We start from the raw sequence: 15,035 nt of genomic DNA on the forward strand, positions 1-15,035 counted from the left end.
CTGTAACGCACAATATTATATGGGGCGGCTCATCCGACAGATGCGCACGATACGCTTTCATGCCAGAAAGCGCAGCGCAAGGTCACGGACATGATCGCTTCAACGCTCCGGCGAGGCTGTGCGCGGAATTATCGCCCAGCCCGGCATCTTGGTGTAATCCGGCTTGTCGGCGCGTTTCTCGAAGCGTTCCCACGCTTCTTGCGCATGCGGGATGCCGGACGTCGCCGCCACTGCGAGCGCTGGCTGCATATTGGCTGGATAGCCCAGCGGCGAATCTGCGAATCCCGACATCCGTCCCGGCGCCCAGTGGTTCTTGCTGGCGGCGCGCAGCCAGTCGCTCTGTTCGCGGCTCGCGCAGGGCTGGTCGATGTACTTCAGGCCTTGCGGATGCTTCAGCCTCCTGCTTTCGTTCAGGATGTTGTCCCCACCAAAGTTAAACTGATACATCGCGGCCAGGTCGCCGAACAGCGGCTTCCCGGGTCCGGGACGGAATTCGAGGTGGTAGGCCGACGCCTGGATCCAGCAGAAGCCGGGCGCGGTCATGCGCCCGACCACGTATTTCGCCTTCCAGCGCAGGATCGGCAGCGCCCGCTCGAACCCGAGTTCGGCCAGATGGCCGAAGCTCCATGTGAGGAAGTCGTCCTGCCAGGGCGCCGAGGCCTTGACCTTGAACGCGTTGGCGCCGGAGCCGTCGTAGACGCCCAGGCGGTTCGGATTACCCTTGACGTAGGCGGCATCGTAGAAGGCCAGGTTGTTGTCGAGCTGCTTGCCGAAGTAGCCCTTGAGCGGATGCGCATCCGGCGTGATGTAGGCAGCGTGGCCCAGCGTGCGCAATGACCAGGCCTGGCCGCGCACCTGCTGCCAGCGCACCAGGCCTTGCCCCTCGCCGGAATTGGCGGGATCGGTTTCCAGCGGATTGGCGGCGGCCCAGAACTGCAATTCTTCCAGATAGTAGTAGTCGCCGGTCAACAGGTACGGCAGGTAGGCGAGGGAAGGCTGGTGCGCCGTATCGTGGTTGTAGGGCGTGTCGCACAGGCCCTTGCCGGCGCAGCGCGGGACCGGCAACGGTCCCCGGTTCGCCAGGTTCATATGGGTCGATACGCGGCGATTGGCCGGGGTGTCGGTGCGCAAAGGATATCCGGTCCGCTCGTCGCGCAGGTGGATCGACCAGCTTCCCGAACCCTCGGCCGCCGCAATCATGGTATTGCGCGCCCGCATATCGGTCGACAGCAGGTATTGCACCGCCCAGCCCGGCAGCGGTCCGATATCGTTGCGCCCGCCGGTGGCCGGCATGTGCGGATTGACCGCCCCGATTTTCATCGGACCGGTCTTTTCGTCTGGCAGGGTCTTGGCCAGGAAGGCCAGCGAACGTTCGCTCGGCTTGATCCCCTGGTCGTAGTTGGGCACGGCCCTGGTGGCGATCAGGTAGGCGCTGTCGGGCCGGAGGTGCAGCGAAGGCGCGCGCTGCTCGTCCCACCAGGCCAGCTGGCGCCAGCGCGCGTGGTGGTAGTGGCGCAGGTCCTTTTTCGTGTACACCGTGCGCCCGGCTACCTTGACCTCCACATCGTAGTGCAGATTGCGCGCGCCCGGCTGGAAGGTTCTGGTGTTCTCGACCACCACTTCGATCCGCGCCTGTTTCTCGAGGCCCGGATACCAGCGCACGGCGAAGCGCGCGTCGAGCAGCGGATGGCGCGCGCCGGCACTCGTCCTGAAGGGCGCCGCGCCGCGCCATTCCTTGGCAATGGCGCCATCCAGCCATGGGTTCCCGGCCCCGGCCATGGCATCCTTCAGCACGGCGCGGTAGGTGACGCCGTCCAGGGTGATCTCGACGCCGGCGTCCAGCCCCTTGGCAAGCAGGCGCGCCAGGGTCGGTTCGGCGGCGGGTGGCGCTGCCGGGCCGTCGGCCTTCACCAGGTCGAAGGCGGCATTGGCGCGCGCCTCCAGCCGAGGCAGGACACCGGACAGGATGGCGTGGCGCACCGAACCGTCGGCATGCGTGGCCTTGACGTCGACCTGCAATGGCAGCAGCTCGCCATCGTCCCGTCGCGCCGCCAGGGCCGCTTTCCTGCCGACGTCGCCGGGAGCGAACACCTGGCCGAACGTGAACGGCACGCCCGACTGTTGCGCGCCGAGGTTCTGGACACGGAACCCGACGATCGCGCCGCCCGGCGCGGCCATGCCGGAAGGTGCGATCAGGACGGCCAGGATCGCCGCCGCCAGGCGGACAGGCATGGAAAAACGCATGGCGCCGGACCTCCTGCTAGCAGGGACGCACCGGGTTGGCTGCCGGCTGGCCGAGCGCCGTGCCGGCGGCGGACGCCGCCTCGATCATGCGGATCGCTTCGCGCGAGGTCGTCTCGTACTGGCCGTTGATGAAGCGCATCGAGCCGATGAAGTGGTAGAACGCCGTGTCGGTGGTTGCGCAATCGGGCGTGCCATACTTGGGGAAGGGCAGCGAGCGGGTGCCATGGGCATTGGCCACCAGGTAGTTCGAAGTCACCTGCTCGGTGCCCCAGCGTTTCCAGTCGTCGCCGAGCTTGGCCGTCATGCGGCGCGAGAAATCGGTCATCGTGTCGCGCATGGTCTGCGAGGGCGGGAAGCCGGTGAAGCCGGAGCAGCCGCGGACATACAGCGCGTCCGGCGGCAAGCCGACATTGACCATCTCGCTTTCGGTGATGGTCTGGATGTGGGCGCCCGGCTTGAGCCAGGCCAGCGCGCGCTCGCGCACCGCCGGCAGCAGGCGGATCGGCGTGTCGGGGATCTCGCCCAGCACGAAGCCGACGCCGTTGCGCACCGATTCCAGCACTTCCGGGATCGGCTGCACGGTCAGGGTGTCGGCATCGAGCTGGATCACGTAGTTGTCCCGCACCAGGCCGGCGATCGCATACAGCCGTTCCCAGGTGCCCCCGCGCGGGATGTCGGGATGGGTGAACTCATCGGCCGGACGCAGTTCAATGTGCGGCACGTGCTGGCGCAGCACGGCCTGGTCCTGTTCGGTGATGGACGGGTCGCATACGACCACGATCCGTTCCGGATTCATGAAATGCACGAAGGACTTGACCGCGACCAGGTAGGCCTGGACATCGCGGGCATGGACCATCGACAGCAGCACGAACGGCAGGTTGCCGCGCTCCACAGGACGGGTCGACAAGATCTGCCGGATCGCTTTCTGGTGCCTCGCGCGGAAATAATCGCGGCGCAGGCGCTGAAAGATCCTGGTGATTAAAGACATCCTTATTGACTCCTGTATCGGCAATCGGGCGCATGACGCGCGGCGCCGGATTGAAATTTGGCTGAGCTGGCGTGTTACTCTTGCTATCCTTGCAATGAAGCGCAGTCATTATATGATGAAACCACCTGCGCACGCGTTCCTTGCTGCATGTTTGTCAACAGGAATATTTCATTGCAATCAATATACGAAAATTTCAGGATCAAGCTATCCAGGCTGGAGAACAGGTGAGTCGACAAGTCGTGTTTTATATCCCCGATCGGCAGCAGGTCAGCCTGTTCCGCGAGGCCGATCCCGACCGGGACTGGCGGTTGTTCAATACTGGCGTGCATGTCTGGATCGGACAGACCTACCTGCGCCTGAAACAGGCCGGATATCCGGTTTCCCTGTCCGATACGGTGCCCGAGGCCGGCCTGGTGGTCGCCCATGCCGACCACGTGGCGCAGCTGCTGCGCCGGCGCCGCTGGCGTGCTCCCCTGACCATCGTGGCGGCCCGCGCGGACCGGCCGCGGCAACCTTACGCCGACTGGGAAATCGTGCAGAACGCCGCGGGCGCCGATGCGGACACGGTGTTTCACGTTCAGCATTGGCCGCAACCGGGCCTGGTGCCAAGGAATGCCGCGCGCGGCGACGAAGTCCGCACCGTCGCGTTCAAGGGAACGGTCGGCGAGATGGCGCCGGAACTGGCTGCGCCCGAGTGGGCGGACGCGCTGGCGCGCCAGGCAATCGCATGGCGGTGTGACGCGGTGGAGTGGGGCGGCAATGCCGCCAGCTACCAGACCAGCTGGAACGACTACAGCGACATCGACCTGGTCGTGGCCATGCGCAGGGACCTGTCGCACTTGCACGTGAAAAAACCTGCCAGCAAATTGATCAACGCCTGGCTGGCCGGCGTGCCCGCGATCCTCGGCCCGGAGCAGGCCTACCGGGAACTGCGCCGTTCTCCGCTCGACTACATCGAAGCGGCCTCGCCCGCCGAAGCCGCGGCCGCCATCGCGCGCCTGGCCGCGGATACGGCCCTGTACCGCGCCATGGTCGAGAATGCGCGCCTGCGTTCCGCCGAAGTACGCGCCCAGTGCTGCACGCAAACCTGGGCGACCCTGCTGTTCGAGACCATTCCGGCGCGCCGCGCGCCGATGCCGGTCGTGCTGGCCCGGCTGGGCTGGCGCAGCCTGCGCTGCCGGGCCAGGGCCTGGCGCACGGGCGGACCCACATGACAAAGGCGCTGCCACCCGGGGGTGGCAGCGCCTTCGGCAGCCGGCCTGGGCAAGCCGGACGATATCGCAGCTATCGTATCAGCGCGGGATGATGTCCCACTGGGCGCCCTTGCTGTAATCCGGCTTGTCGGCGCGGCCGCTGTACACGGTCCAGGCCTGGGCCGCATTGGCGATCCCCGAAGACGTCGCCACCGCCAGCGCCGGCTGCATATTGGACGGATAGCCCATGTTCGAATCCGAGAACCCCGACATCCGGCCTGGCGACCAGTGACCCTTGGTGGCGGCGCGGAGCCAATCGCTCTGGGCCTGGCTGGCGCATGGCTGGTCGATGTACTTCAGGCCATTCGGATGGCTCAGCTGCCGGCTCTCGTTCAGGATCTTGTCGCCGCCAAAGTTAGACGCGTGCATCGTGGCCAGGTCGCTGAAGATCGGTTCCTTGGCGCTTGGGCGGAATTCCAGGTGGTAGGCCGAAGCCTGGATCCAGCAGTAACCTGGCGTCGTCAGGCGGCCGACCGCGTATTTCGCCTTCCATTGCAGGATCGGCAACGCCTTCTCGAAGCCCAGCTCGGCCAGGTAGCCGAAACTCCAGGTCAGGAAGTCGTCCTGCCACGGCGCCGAGGCCACCACCTTGAACGAGCCGGTACCCGAGCCGTCGTACACGCCCAGCTGGTTCGGGTTACCCGCCACATAGGTCGCGTGGTAGAAATTCAGGTTGTTGTCGAGCTGCTTGACGAAATACCCCTTGAGCGGATGCGCATCCGGCGTGATGTAGGCGGCGTGGCCCAGCGTGCGCAGCGACCAGGCCTGGCCCCGAATCTGCTGCCAGCGCACCAGGCCCTGGCCGTAGCCGGAATTGGACGGGTCGGTTTCCAGCGGATTGCTGGCGGCCCAGAACTGCAGCTCTTCCAGATAATAGTAGTCGCCGGTCAGCAGGTAAGGCAGGTAGGCCATCGACGGCTGGTGGGCCGTATCGTGGGTGTATTTCGAACCGCACAGGACCTTGTCGTTATTGACGCAACGCGGCACCGGCAGCGGACCCTTGTTCGCCAGGTTCATGTGGGTCGACGTGTTCTTGTAGGCGTCGTTGTCAACGCGCAGCGGATAGCCGGTCTTCTCGTCGCGCATGTGGATCGACCAGGTGCCCGAGCCGTCGGCGACCGACATCATGGCATTGCGTGCGCGCATATCGAGCGACAGCAGATAGGACACGCTCCACATCGGCAGCGGACCGATGTCCGGACGGCCACCGGTTCCGCCCATGGCGGCGGCCAGGGGACCGATCTTCATCGGACCGGTGTTGTCGGGGGTGATCTGCTTGCCCATATAGGCGAGCGTGGCTTCGCCCGGCTTGCTGGCCTGGTTATAGTTCGACACGGCCTTCGACGCGATCAGGTATGCGGTGTTCGGGCGCACATGGATGTCCGGTGCGCTGGCGCCATTCCACCAGCCGCTCTGGTGCCAGCGCGTATGGTGCAGATGCGACATCGCGGGGCGCGAGAAGATCGAACGGCCGCCGACGTCGACGTTCACGTCGTAGACCATATTGTGCGAAGCCTTGAACGTCATCGTGTTCTCGAAGATCACGTCGACCCGGGCCTGCTTGTCGAGGGTCGGATACCAGCGCACGGCGAAGCTGACGCCGACGCGCGGGTGCACGACGCCGTTGGCGGTCTTGAGCGGCGCGGTGATGATCCATTCGTTGACGACGGGGCCGGAGAGCCAGTTCACCGTTTTCGGGGCAACCACCGCATCCTTCAGCGATGCGGTGTATTGCAGGCCGTCCTGCTTGACCACCACCTCGCTGGTCAGTCCGCTGGCGACCAGGTCTTGCACGGTCAGCGCGCTTTTCTGCTGCGCGGTGGACTTGACCAGCTCGATCTTCTCGATCTGGCCGGCGGCCAGGGTCGGGAGGACGCCGGAGACAACCATGTGGCGCACCGAACCGTCAGCGTGGGTTGCCTTGACGTCGGTCTGCAGGCGCATCACGGTGCCGTTCGACAGGCGCGCCGCGAGGCCCTCGTTCGCGCCCATCTGGCCGGCCGCGACCACCTGGCCGAAGGTGAAGGGCACGTTGGTCCGGGCCGCGCCCAGGTTCTGGATCTCGACGTCGGTGATGGTCGCGCCGACGACGATCGTTGCAGGATTGTTCGACGGCACCGGGGTGAGCACGGTCGGCGTGGTCGGCGTCGGCTTGAACCCGGTGGTGGTCTTGGCCAGCGAGGTATTCGAGTCGGCGTACGACACGGTCTCGGCCGTGACATCGCCGCCGCCTCCGCCGCAGGCGCTCAGCAGGGCTGCGCTCAGGATGGCGGCGAGGGCGGTGCGCAGCGGCAGACGGGTTGGCTGGGCGGCGTTGACATTGCCACGTACCGCGCGGCTCGGGATCTGATCGATGGTCATGTAAGTAGAGGTAGCAGTTCTCAAGGGAAATTAATTTCCGTGTGGAACTGAACTTTACTCCGATAAACTTTCCATGGGCCAATTTTGAACAGATTTTGCTGATTTCCTGCGTAAAAACAACGGAAATAGTGAGTTTGAAATAATCTTCGACAACAAAGTCAAGAGATTTCAAAAGGAAAAGGTGAAAAAGCTACAATAATCTTGGTTTTTATATACTTTTGAACCGCTTTTTTAAGAGACTAAGCAGAAAAACACACAAACCAGTAGATTGGCACTATCGTATTTGCTGAATTTTAGTATCAGGGAGCTATGCACACTTGTGAAGTTGACATTGAATAATCTCCCGATGTGATAGGATGACAACACGGACCGGTGACATCGCCGGCACTTGTAACCAAGCACATAGTGCCGGCCGTTGTGCTGCACCCATGTAACGTACCCGGGCTTCGCGGAAATGATGCAATGCTAAGCACAACAAATCATGCAAAGGCGCGACTGGCGCCGGGCCGGCCGCCGGTCCTGATCGTGATTGTCGATACCGAGGAAGAATTCGCCTGGGACCGGCCGTTCGACCGCGCCAACGTCGATACCGCCTCGGTCGCGGCCCAGCCCCTGATGCACGAGCGGGTGTTCGACCGTTTCGGCATCGTGCCCGCGTATATGGTCGACTGGCCGGTGGCTACCGCCCCGCAGGCCGTCGCCACCCTGCGCCAGCTGATGCAGGAAGGACGCTGCGATATCGGCACCCAGCTCCACCCATGGGTATCGCCGCCCTATGAAGAGCGGGTCACGCGCTTCAATTCCTATGCCGGCAACCTGCCGCGCGAGCTGGAACTGGCCAAGCTGCGCATGCTCACCAACGCCATCGGCGACGCCTTCGGACGCGCGCCGACTGCCTTCAAGTCAGGCCGCTACGGCCTGGGGCCGCACAGCGCCGAGGCGGTGGCCGCGCTGGGCTACGAGATCGATGCCAGCGTGGTGCCGCATACCCGCTTCGAAGACGATGGCGCTCCGGACTTTCGCGCCTTTGACGAGCATCCCTACTGGTTCGAGGCCGGCGGACGGCGCCTGCTGGAGCTGCCCGTGACCACCGGCTATGCCGGCTGGCTGCGCGGCATGGGACCGCAGCTGTTCGACCTGGCGCGCAGCCCGGCCGGCCGCGCGCTGCGCATGGGCGGCGTCCTGGCGCGCACCCGGGCGCTCGAGCGCATCCGCCTCAGTCCCGAAGTAGCCAGCGGCGACGAGATGCGGCGCCTGACGCGCGCCCTGCGTGGCGGCGGCTGTGAAGTGTTCTCGCTCACTTATCACAGCCCCTCGCTGGTCCCTGGCCACACGCCATATGTGCGCGATGCGGCCGACCGCGAACGCCTGATCTCCACGATCCACGACTACTGCGCCTGGTTCCGCGACGAGATCGGCGGCCAGTTCATGGCGCTGTCGCAGGTCGGGGCGGCGCTGGCGCCGGCGGCCGAGGCCACGCCACGCGCGCTGGAGGCGGCGCGCTGAACCGCGCACCTGCCGTCGGCCGCGCGCGCGCTCAGCGCCCTGCAGCGCGGGCGTGCAGCCGGCCCAGCCAGGGCCAGCGATAGGCGTTCAGGTGGTACATGGTGCGCACCTCGCCGGTCCAGCGCAGGTGCCACTCCATCACCCTTCCATAGAATTCGATGCGTTCGAAGCGGCGCGCTTCGATGATGTCGCGCGTGGCTTCCTCGCGCATCAGCAGCGCCGGCGACAGGCCGTTGCCGATGCCTTCGTCGTAGGCCGTCTTGAGCACGACGATGCAACCGCCGCCCTCGACGCACAAGTCCATCGCCGCCAGCCGCTCGCCGATGTAGTAGCGGTAGACGCAGGCCGCGTCGATGGCGGCGAAGGCTTCCAGCATCGCGCGGTAGAAGCGGCCCTGCTCGTTGCCGGCGCTGACGGCGGTCCCGTCCTTCGCCTTCCAGCCCGCGCTTTCCAGGCGGCCGTAGTCTTCGACCGCGGCCGCCATCTCGTGCACTGCGCGGCAGGCCTCAAGCCGGGTCAGCACGCCGTCGTCCTGCAGGCGCTTGCGCTGCTTGCGCAGATTGCCGCGCAGGTTCTTGCCGCGCGTGTTCCAGTACGCGTCGAAGCTGGCCGGCAGGGTCACGCGCGCGGTCTCGATATAGTCCAGGGTGCGCAGGCCGGCGCCGGCGGCGGGGCGTTCCATCAGCATCGGGTCGCACTGGGTCAGGCCCAGCATCAGGGCCGGGCCGGGAAGGGCCCGCAGCAGCCCTGGCAACAGCTCCGGGCGCGGGCGCGCATCGCGCTGCAGCCACAGGCCGACCGGGGCCTGCGCCGGCTGGAAGGTGTCCCAGGCGCCGGGGCGCGTCGGCGCCAGGACCGCCATGACGTCGGTCGATCCGTCCTGTTCATGCCAGGCCAGCCGCTCCCGTCCCGTGCCGAACACGGCGAGCAGCGGCGTGACGAATTCCGGCGCCAGCAGCGGCGAGCCGCCGGCATCGCGCTGCAGGCGGCGCCAGCGTTCCAGCAGGTCGGGACGGGCCATCATCTCGGCCGCCGGGACTACGGTCCAGCTCATGCCGGCACTCCCGCGCTGTCTTCCAGCGCACGGCGCACGGCGGCCGCCAGCCGGCTGCGTTCGGCGTCCCGCAGTTCCTGGTGCACGGGCAGGCCGAACAGGCGCCGGCCCAGCTCCATGCTGTTGGCGCAGACGGCGTCGTCGACTCCCGGCCACAGGCTGCTGCCGAAGCGCACCATCGGCACCCCGGCAGCGCGCAGGCGCGCGAACAGGGCCTCCGGATGGTCGGCCAGCAGCGGGAATACCCAAGGGCAGGCGCCGTCGGGCAGGGCGGGGAACAGCGGCCGCCAGCCCGGCGCGCCGGCCAGCGCGCGTTCCAGTTCCAGGTAGTGGCGGCGCCGGCCCTCGACGAGGCGCGCGCGTCCGGCGCGCCGCAACACGGCGCGCGAGAACCAGGACGAGCGCCGGTCGAGCCAGTGCGGATCGAAGGCAAAGCTGCTGTCTGAAGAGGACGGGGCCAGTGCCGGGGCCGTGCTTGCGCCCGGATTTGCACCACGATTCGCGCCCCGTGCCTTGACCCGATTCCAAAGCGCGGTCTTCAGGCGCAGTGGCAAGGCCAGCGCAGCACGCAGCGCGGGCAGGCGGCCGTGGTCAAAGCTGTTCTCCAGCGCGGCCAGCGCGGCCTTGGCCTCGAAGCCGGCGCCGGCGCCGGTCAGGGCGTCCGGCAGCCGATGGCGGTGCGAGACCAGGCAGCCGCCTTCGAAAATGGGGAAGAATTTCATGCTGCTGCCGATCGCGTAGTCGCCGCTGGCACCGACCGCGACGCCATCGCGCTCGCCGAAGAAGCAGTGGGCGCAATCCTCGATCAGGCCGGCGCCGTGGGCATCGCACAGCGCGCGCAGGGCGCGCAAGTCTTGCGGGAAGCCGAAGAAATGGGTGGCCATGACGGCCTTCACGCCGGGACCGAGTTTGCTCGCCACGTCGTCCAGGTCGGCCGTGGTGTCGGGATGGACCCGGTAGAACACGACCTCGGCCCCGCGCCAGTGCACCGGCGGGATCATCGAGGGGCTGTGGTAGGCAGGGACCAGCACCCGGTGGCCGGGCCCGACGCCGAGCGCGCGCAACGCCATCCCGATCGCGATCCGGCCGCTCGTGACGGCTTGCACCGCCGGCGCGTCGTCCAGCGCCGGCAGGGTGGCGCGGCGGCCGGCGAAGGTGCCGAGCGAGAGGACGGGAACGGAGGGAATGGTGCGGGTGTCAGTCATGCTGGCGCTGCTGGTGTGTTTATTCTCGGCATGATTTAAATATAACATGCGGCCTCGCCGTTTCCGCGCACCGGCGGCGCTGCGTACGCGCATGAAGCGATGTCGAAAAAGCATGCAATCCCCTTGTTGCGCGGCCCGAACTGGTAAGATTGCAGATGCGTGAAGAATGCGCAGCGCCATTTCACGCCATGCAGCCACCAGACCCCCATATGCAATGAACCACCTGATCCACGACAGCATCTTCGACAGCGCGACGCGCACCCCCGAGGCCGAGGCCCTGGCCTATGGCGCGGCGCGCTGCACCTACCGCGAACTGGCCGGCCAGGTGGAAGCGGCGGCCGCCCTGTTCCTGGCCCAGGGACTGCAGCCGGGCGAGCGGGTCGCGGTGTACATGGAAAAGCGCATCGAGAACGTGGTGGCCATGTTCGGCGCGGCCGCCGCCGGCTGCGTGTTCGTGCCGGTCAATCCGCTGTTGAAACCCGAGCAGGTGGCCTACATCCTGGCCGACTGCAATGTGCGCCTGCTGGTGACGACGCCCGAACGCCAGGCCCAATTGGCCGCCAGCCTGGCTGGCTGCCCCGACCTGCGCGCGCTGCTGCTTACCGATGGCCCCCAGCCGGCGCCGCCTGCCGCGGGCCAGGCGCTGCTGCGCTGGTCGCAGCTTGGGACGGCGGAACCGTCCGCCCCGCACCGCCGCATCGACACCGATATGGCGGCCATCCTGTACACCTCGGGCAGCACCGGCGCCCCCAAGGGCGTGGTGCTGTCGCACCGGAATATGGTGGCCGGCGCCGCCAGTGTGGCCGGCTACCTCGGCCTGCGGGCCGACGACCGCCTGCTGGCGGTGCTGCCGCTGAGCTTTGACTATGGCCTGAGCCAGCTGACCACGGCCTTCCTGCGCGGGGCCTGCGTGGTGCTGATGAACTACCTGTTCCCGAAGGATATCGTGGACGCCGTGCGCGCCGAGCGCATCACCGGCCTGGCCGCGGTGCCGCCGCTGTGGATCGCCCTGTCGCGCCTGGAGTGGCCGGCCGATTGCACGCTGCGCTTCATCACCAATTCCGGCGGCGCCATGCCGGTGGTGACGGTCGAGGCGCTGCGGGCGGCGCTGCCGCGCGCCGAGGTGTACCTGATGTATGGCCTGACCGAAGCCTTCCGCTCGACCTATCTGCCGCCGGCCGAACTGGCGCGTCGCCCCGATTCGATCGGACGCGCGATCCCGAATGCCGAGGTGCTGGTGGTGCGGCCCGACGGCAGCCTGTGCGAGGCCGACGAGCCGGGCGAACTGGTGCACCGCGGCGCCCTGGTGGCGCTGGGCTACTGGAACGACGCGGCGCGCACCGCCCAGCGCTTCCGCCCGGCCCCGGGCCAGGATCCGGCCCTGCCGCTGCCCGAGCTGGCCGTGTGGTCGGGCGACACCGTGCGGCGCGACGCCGACGGCTACCTGTACTTCATCGGCCGCAGCGACGAGATGATCAAGGTCTCCGGCTACCGCATCAGCCCGACCGAGGTCGAGAGCGTGCTGCATGCCAGCGGCCTGGTGAGCGAGGTGGCGGTGTTCGGCATCGCCGACGAGACGCTGGGCCAGGCCATCGTGGCGGTGGCGGTGGCCGACCTTGATGCGGTCGACCGCGCCGCCCTGCTGGCCGAATGCCGCCGCCGCCTGCCGGCCTATATGATCCCGGCCCACATCGTCGTGCGCGACGCGGCGCTGCCGCGCAACCCGAACGGCAAGATCGACCGCAACCTGCTGCGCACGACCTTCCAGCCCGGCCAGGGCCAGTAAAGGCCGGGCCTTACCGCATTCCAGACCATTCCCATGACCGGCACCAAGCCCCAGCACGCTCCCCAGATCCATTTTCCGACCGTCGACGACGTCCTGCAAGTGGGGGGCATCCCGCTCACCCGGCTGGCCGAGCGCGTCGGCCGCACGCCGTTCTTCGCCGTCGACCGCGCCGTGTGCAGCGCGAAGGTCGCGGGCCTGCGCGCGATCCTGCCGCCGCAGGTGGCGCTGCACTATTCGATCAAGGCCAATCCGATGCCGGCCCTGGTGCAGCACATGGCGGGCCTGGTCGACGGCCTCGACGTCGCCTCCAGCGGCGAACTCAAGATCGCGCTCGATACCGGCAAGGACCCGGCCCACATCAGCTTCGCCGGTCCGGCGAAGACGGATGCCGAACTGCGCCAGGCGATCGCCGCCGGCGTGTGCCTGAACATCGAGTCCGAACACGAACTGGCGCGCGCCGCGCGCATCGGCGACGCGCTCGGCATCACGCCGCGCGTGGCGCTGCGCATCAACCCGGCCTTCGAACTGAAATCGTCGGGCATGAAGATGGGCGGCGGCGCCAAGCCCTTTGGCATCGACGAGGAACAAGCGAGCGCCGTGCTGCGGCAGGTGGCCGCCCTGGGCCTGGATTTCCAGGGCTTCCACATCTTCAGCGGCTCGCAGAGCCTGCGCCTGGACGCCATCGTCGAGGCGCAGTCGCGCAGCATCGAGCTGGCCATGCGGCTGGCCGGCGACAGCCCGCTGGCGCTGCGCCAGTTGAATATCGGCGGCGGCCTCGGTATCCCGTATTTCCCGGGCGAGGCGCGCATCGATCCGGCGCCGATGGGCGAACACCTGGCCGCCTGGCTGCCGCGCCTGGCCGCGGCGCTGCCGCAGGCGCGGCTGGCGCTGGAACTGGGACGCTACCTGGTGGGCGAGGCCGGCGTGTACGTGGCGCGCGTGATCGACCGCAAGGTCTCGCGCGGCGAGGTATTCCTGGTGCTGGACGGCGGCATGCATCACCACCTGGCCGCCTCGGGCAACCTGGGCCAGGTGATCCGCAAGAATTATCCGGTGGCGGTCGGCAACCGCATGAACGCCGCGGGCGACGCGCCGGACAGCGGCCCGGCTTCGGCCACCGGCCCGCTATGCACCCCGCTCGACATCCTGGCCGACCGCATGCCGCTGGCCCACGCCCAAGTCGGCGACCTGGTGGTGGTGTTCCAGTCCGGCGCCTACGGCGCCAGCGCCAGCCCGGCGCAATTCCTGGGGCATCCGCCGGCGCTGGAAGTGCTGGTCTAGTACAGCGCCGATGCCGGTGCGCCGGCCGGCGCCTTCGTGGCAGGGGTCTTGCCCAGCCAGCGGTCGATGCGATCCTGCAGGAACGGGATGCGCATCGGCGGGATGTCGTCCTTCTGCGGCAGGCGGATCAGCACTTTCTCGAGCGTGATCAGGATCGCCATCACATAGTAGATCAGGTCATAGTAGGCCAGGGTCAGGAAGGCGCCCGCGGTGAGGTAGCCGATGATGCTCACGTGGCACATGCGCGCCAGCGTCAGCGCCCATGCCAGGTCGTCCTTGCCGCGGCAGAAGCGGATCACGCGTGAACCCGTTCGCCAGGCGACGGCGAACATGGTCAGGAAGATCGCCAGTCCGATGTAGCCCTGCTCGCCGATGATCTGGAAGTAGATGCTGTGGGCGTCGTAATAGCGCTCCGGATCCGGCGCGTACAGCATGAACATATAGGGAGAGAAGACGTTCGGCCCGCCCCCCAGCACGAATTCGTTGGCGATGTTGACGGCGAACTGCCAGGAATTGATGCGGCCCATGGCCGATGCGTCCTCGCTGTAGGTCTGGATGGTGTGCATCCTTCCCATCCACTCTTCCGGCATCGACAGCACGACGACCGGCACAAGCAGCAGGAAGGCGATGCCGGTCTTGAGCTTGTGGGTGGACTTGAGCCACAGGAAGAAGCCCATCATGAAGGCGCCCAACAGGGCGCCGCGCGAATAGGAGCCGATCGCCCCCAGCACCGTCAGGGCGGCCATGCCCAGCACCGCGCGCCGGGTCCATTTCGTGTGGGTCTGCGTGAGCAGGTAGACCAGCAGCGGCGTGATCGTCACCAGCGCCAGCGCCAGCGTGTTGTTGTCGCTGATGAAGCTCGCCTTGGGCCCGAGCACGCCTTCGCCACCGCCGCTGAAGATCACGAACAATCCGCTCTTGATCCCCCAGAAACCCAGCGACAGCGCCACTACCGCTGCCAGCAGCTGGACGTCCTTGCGGGTGCGCACCGTCATGATGGTGACAAAGATCATCAGCATGATCTTGCTGACCCGGTCCCAGTCGCTCCATGCCGCAGCTGGCATCTGGGCGAAGATCGTCGTGATCGTGGTCCAGGAAAAGAATATCAGCAGCATCAGCACCCCGGGCGACATCGGCAGCTTCTTGGGCTCCCTCGATATCACGACGGCTGCCAGGGTGATGACACAGAGCAGCATGGCAAATGGGAAGTTCTGCGCGAAGCCATAGGCCATGCGGTGGGGATTCATCAGGCTCACCAGCGCATAGGCCAGCGCGCCCACCACCGGGCGCTTGAAGATGAAGGGAATGATCGCCACGAAGGCGAACAGCAATATCAGGTCACGCACGGTTCGGCAGG

10 protein-coding genes are annotated in these 15,035 nt (G+C 67.0%); 4 read left to right on the forward strand and 6 right to left on the reverse strand.

The features are described from left to right. Nucleotides 1-99 precede the first annotated feature (99 nt). Together SOM61_RS05410 and SOM61_RS05415 are read right to left on the reverse strand one after the other, a co-directional pair. Nucleotides 100-2,244: an RIFT barrel domain-containing protein gene (locus tag SOM61_RS05410; RefSeq protein WP_320473156.1), complete on the reverse strand. Its 2,145-nt coding sequence runs from the start codon at nucleotides 2,242-2,244 to the stop codon at nucleotides 100-102. 16 nt (nucleotides 2,245-2,260) lie between these two features. After that, a complete protein-coding gene (locus SOM61_RS05415; RefSeq protein ID WP_320473157.1) occupies nucleotides 2,261-3,232 on the reverse strand; it encodes a hypothetical protein in 972 nt (323 codons plus the stop codon). 224 nt (nucleotides 3,233-3,456) lie between these two features. Here SOM61_RS05415 and SOM61_RS05420 point away from each other — a divergent pair, with 224 nt between their 5' ends. Continuing rightward, nucleotides 3,457-4,446: a hypothetical protein gene (locus tag SOM61_RS05420; protein ID WP_320473158.1), complete on the forward strand. Its 990-nt coding sequence runs from the start codon at nucleotides 3,457-3,459 to the stop codon at nucleotides 4,444-4,446. A gap of 78 nt (nucleotides 4,447-4,524) precedes the next feature. On the opposite strand, the gene SOM61_RS05425 is transcribed toward SOM61_RS05420, so the two are convergent. Further along, entirely contained in the window at nucleotides 4,525-6,846 is a 2,322-nt protein-coding gene (locus tag SOM61_RS05425; RefSeq protein ID WP_320473159.1) for a hypothetical protein, read from the reverse strand. A gap of 462 nt (nucleotides 6,847-7,308) precedes the next feature. On the opposite strand from SOM61_RS05425, the gene SOM61_RS05430 reads away from it, so the two are divergent. After that, a complete protein-coding gene (locus SOM61_RS05430) occupies nucleotides 7,309-8,352 on the forward strand; it encodes a polysaccharide deacetylase family protein (protein ID WP_320473160.1) in 1,044 nt (347 codons plus the stop codon). Nucleotides 8,353-8,383: 31 nt separating this feature from the next. Here SOM61_RS05430 and SOM61_RS05435 read toward each other — a convergent pair whose 3' ends face one another. Both SOM61_RS05435 and SOM61_RS05440 read right to left on the reverse strand, forming a co-directional pair. Then, nucleotides 8,384-9,406, reverse strand: coding sequence for a GNAT family N-acetyltransferase (locus SOM61_RS05435; RefSeq protein ID WP_320473161.1), 1,023 nt, complete (start codon nucleotides 9,404-9,406; stop codon nucleotides 8,384-8,386). Beyond that, nucleotides 9,403-10,611, reverse strand: coding sequence for an aminotransferase class I/II-fold pyridoxal phosphate-dependent enzyme (locus SOM61_RS05440; RefSeq protein WP_320473162.1), 1,209 nt, complete (start codon nucleotides 10,609-10,611; stop codon nucleotides 9,403-9,405). Before SOM61_RS05440 ends, SOM61_RS05435 begins: the two co-directional genes overlap by 4 nt. A gap of 214 nt (nucleotides 10,612-10,825) precedes the next feature. Between SOM61_RS05440 and SOM61_RS05445 the strand changes: the two genes are divergently transcribed. Continuing rightward, nucleotides 10,826-12,397 carry an acyl-CoA ligase (AMP-forming), exosortase A system-associated gene (locus SOM61_RS05445; protein WP_320473163.1) on the forward strand — a complete coding sequence of 524 codons (1,572 nt, stop codon included), beginning with the start codon at nucleotides 10,826-10,828 and terminating at the stop codon, nucleotides 12,395-12,397. Nucleotides 12,398-12,430: 33 nt separating this feature from the next. Next, nucleotides 12,431-13,678 carry a pyridoxal-dependent decarboxylase, exosortase A system-associated gene (locus SOM61_RS05450; protein WP_320473164.1) on the forward strand — a complete coding sequence of 416 codons (1,248 nt, stop codon included), beginning with the start codon at nucleotides 12,431-12,433 and terminating at the stop codon, nucleotides 13,676-13,678. On the opposite strand, the gene SOM61_RS05455 is transcribed toward SOM61_RS05450, so the two are convergent. Continuing rightward, nucleotides 13,675-15,024 carry a putative O-glycosylation ligase, exosortase A system-associated gene (locus tag SOM61_RS05455; protein WP_320473165.1) on the reverse strand — a complete coding sequence of 450 codons (1,350 nt, stop codon included), beginning with the start codon at nucleotides 15,022-15,024 and terminating at the stop codon, nucleotides 13,675-13,677. The genes SOM61_RS05450 and SOM61_RS05455 overlap by 4 nt on opposite strands. Nucleotides 15,025-15,035 lie beyond the last annotated feature (11 nt).

This window comes from Massilia sp. CFBP9012, assembly GCF_034045115.1.
In the GTDB taxonomy this organism is placed as follows: Bacteria; Pseudomonadota; Gammaproteobacteria; order Burkholderiales; family Burkholderiaceae_D; genus Telluria.

Excerpts from the sequence above, each read along its gene's own strand:
- SOM61_RS05410 (WP_320473156.1), bottom strand. The coding sequence starts at position 2,244 with ATGCGTTTTTCCATGCCTGTCCGCCTGGCGGCGGCGATCCTGGCCGTC.
- SOM61_RS05415 (WP_320473157.1), bottom strand. The coding sequence starts at position 3,232 with ATGTCTTTAATCACCAGGATCTTTCAGCGCCTGCGCCGCGATTATTTC.
- SOM61_RS05425 (WP_320473159.1), bottom strand. The coding sequence starts at position 6,846 with ATGACCATCGATCAGATCCCGAGCCGCGCGGTACGTGGCAATGTCAAC.
- SOM61_RS05430 (WP_320473160.1), top strand. The coding sequence starts at position 7,309 with ATGCTAAGCACAACAAATCATGCAAAGGCGCGACTGGCGCCGGGCCGG.
- SOM61_RS05435 (WP_320473161.1), bottom strand. The coding sequence starts at position 9,406 with ATGAGCTGGACCGTAGTCCCGGCGGCCGAGATGATGGCCCGTCCCGAC.
- SOM61_RS05440 (WP_320473162.1), bottom strand. The coding sequence starts at position 10,611 with ATGACTGACACCCGCACCATTCCCTCCGTTCCCGTCCTCTCGCTCGGC.
- SOM61_RS05445 (WP_320473163.1), top strand. The coding sequence starts at position 10,826 with ATGAACCACCTGATCCACGACAGCATCTTCGACAGCGCGACGCGCACC.
- SOM61_RS05450 (WP_320473164.1), top strand. The coding sequence starts at position 12,431 with ATGACCGGCACCAAGCCCCAGCACGCTCCCCAGATCCATTTTCCGACC.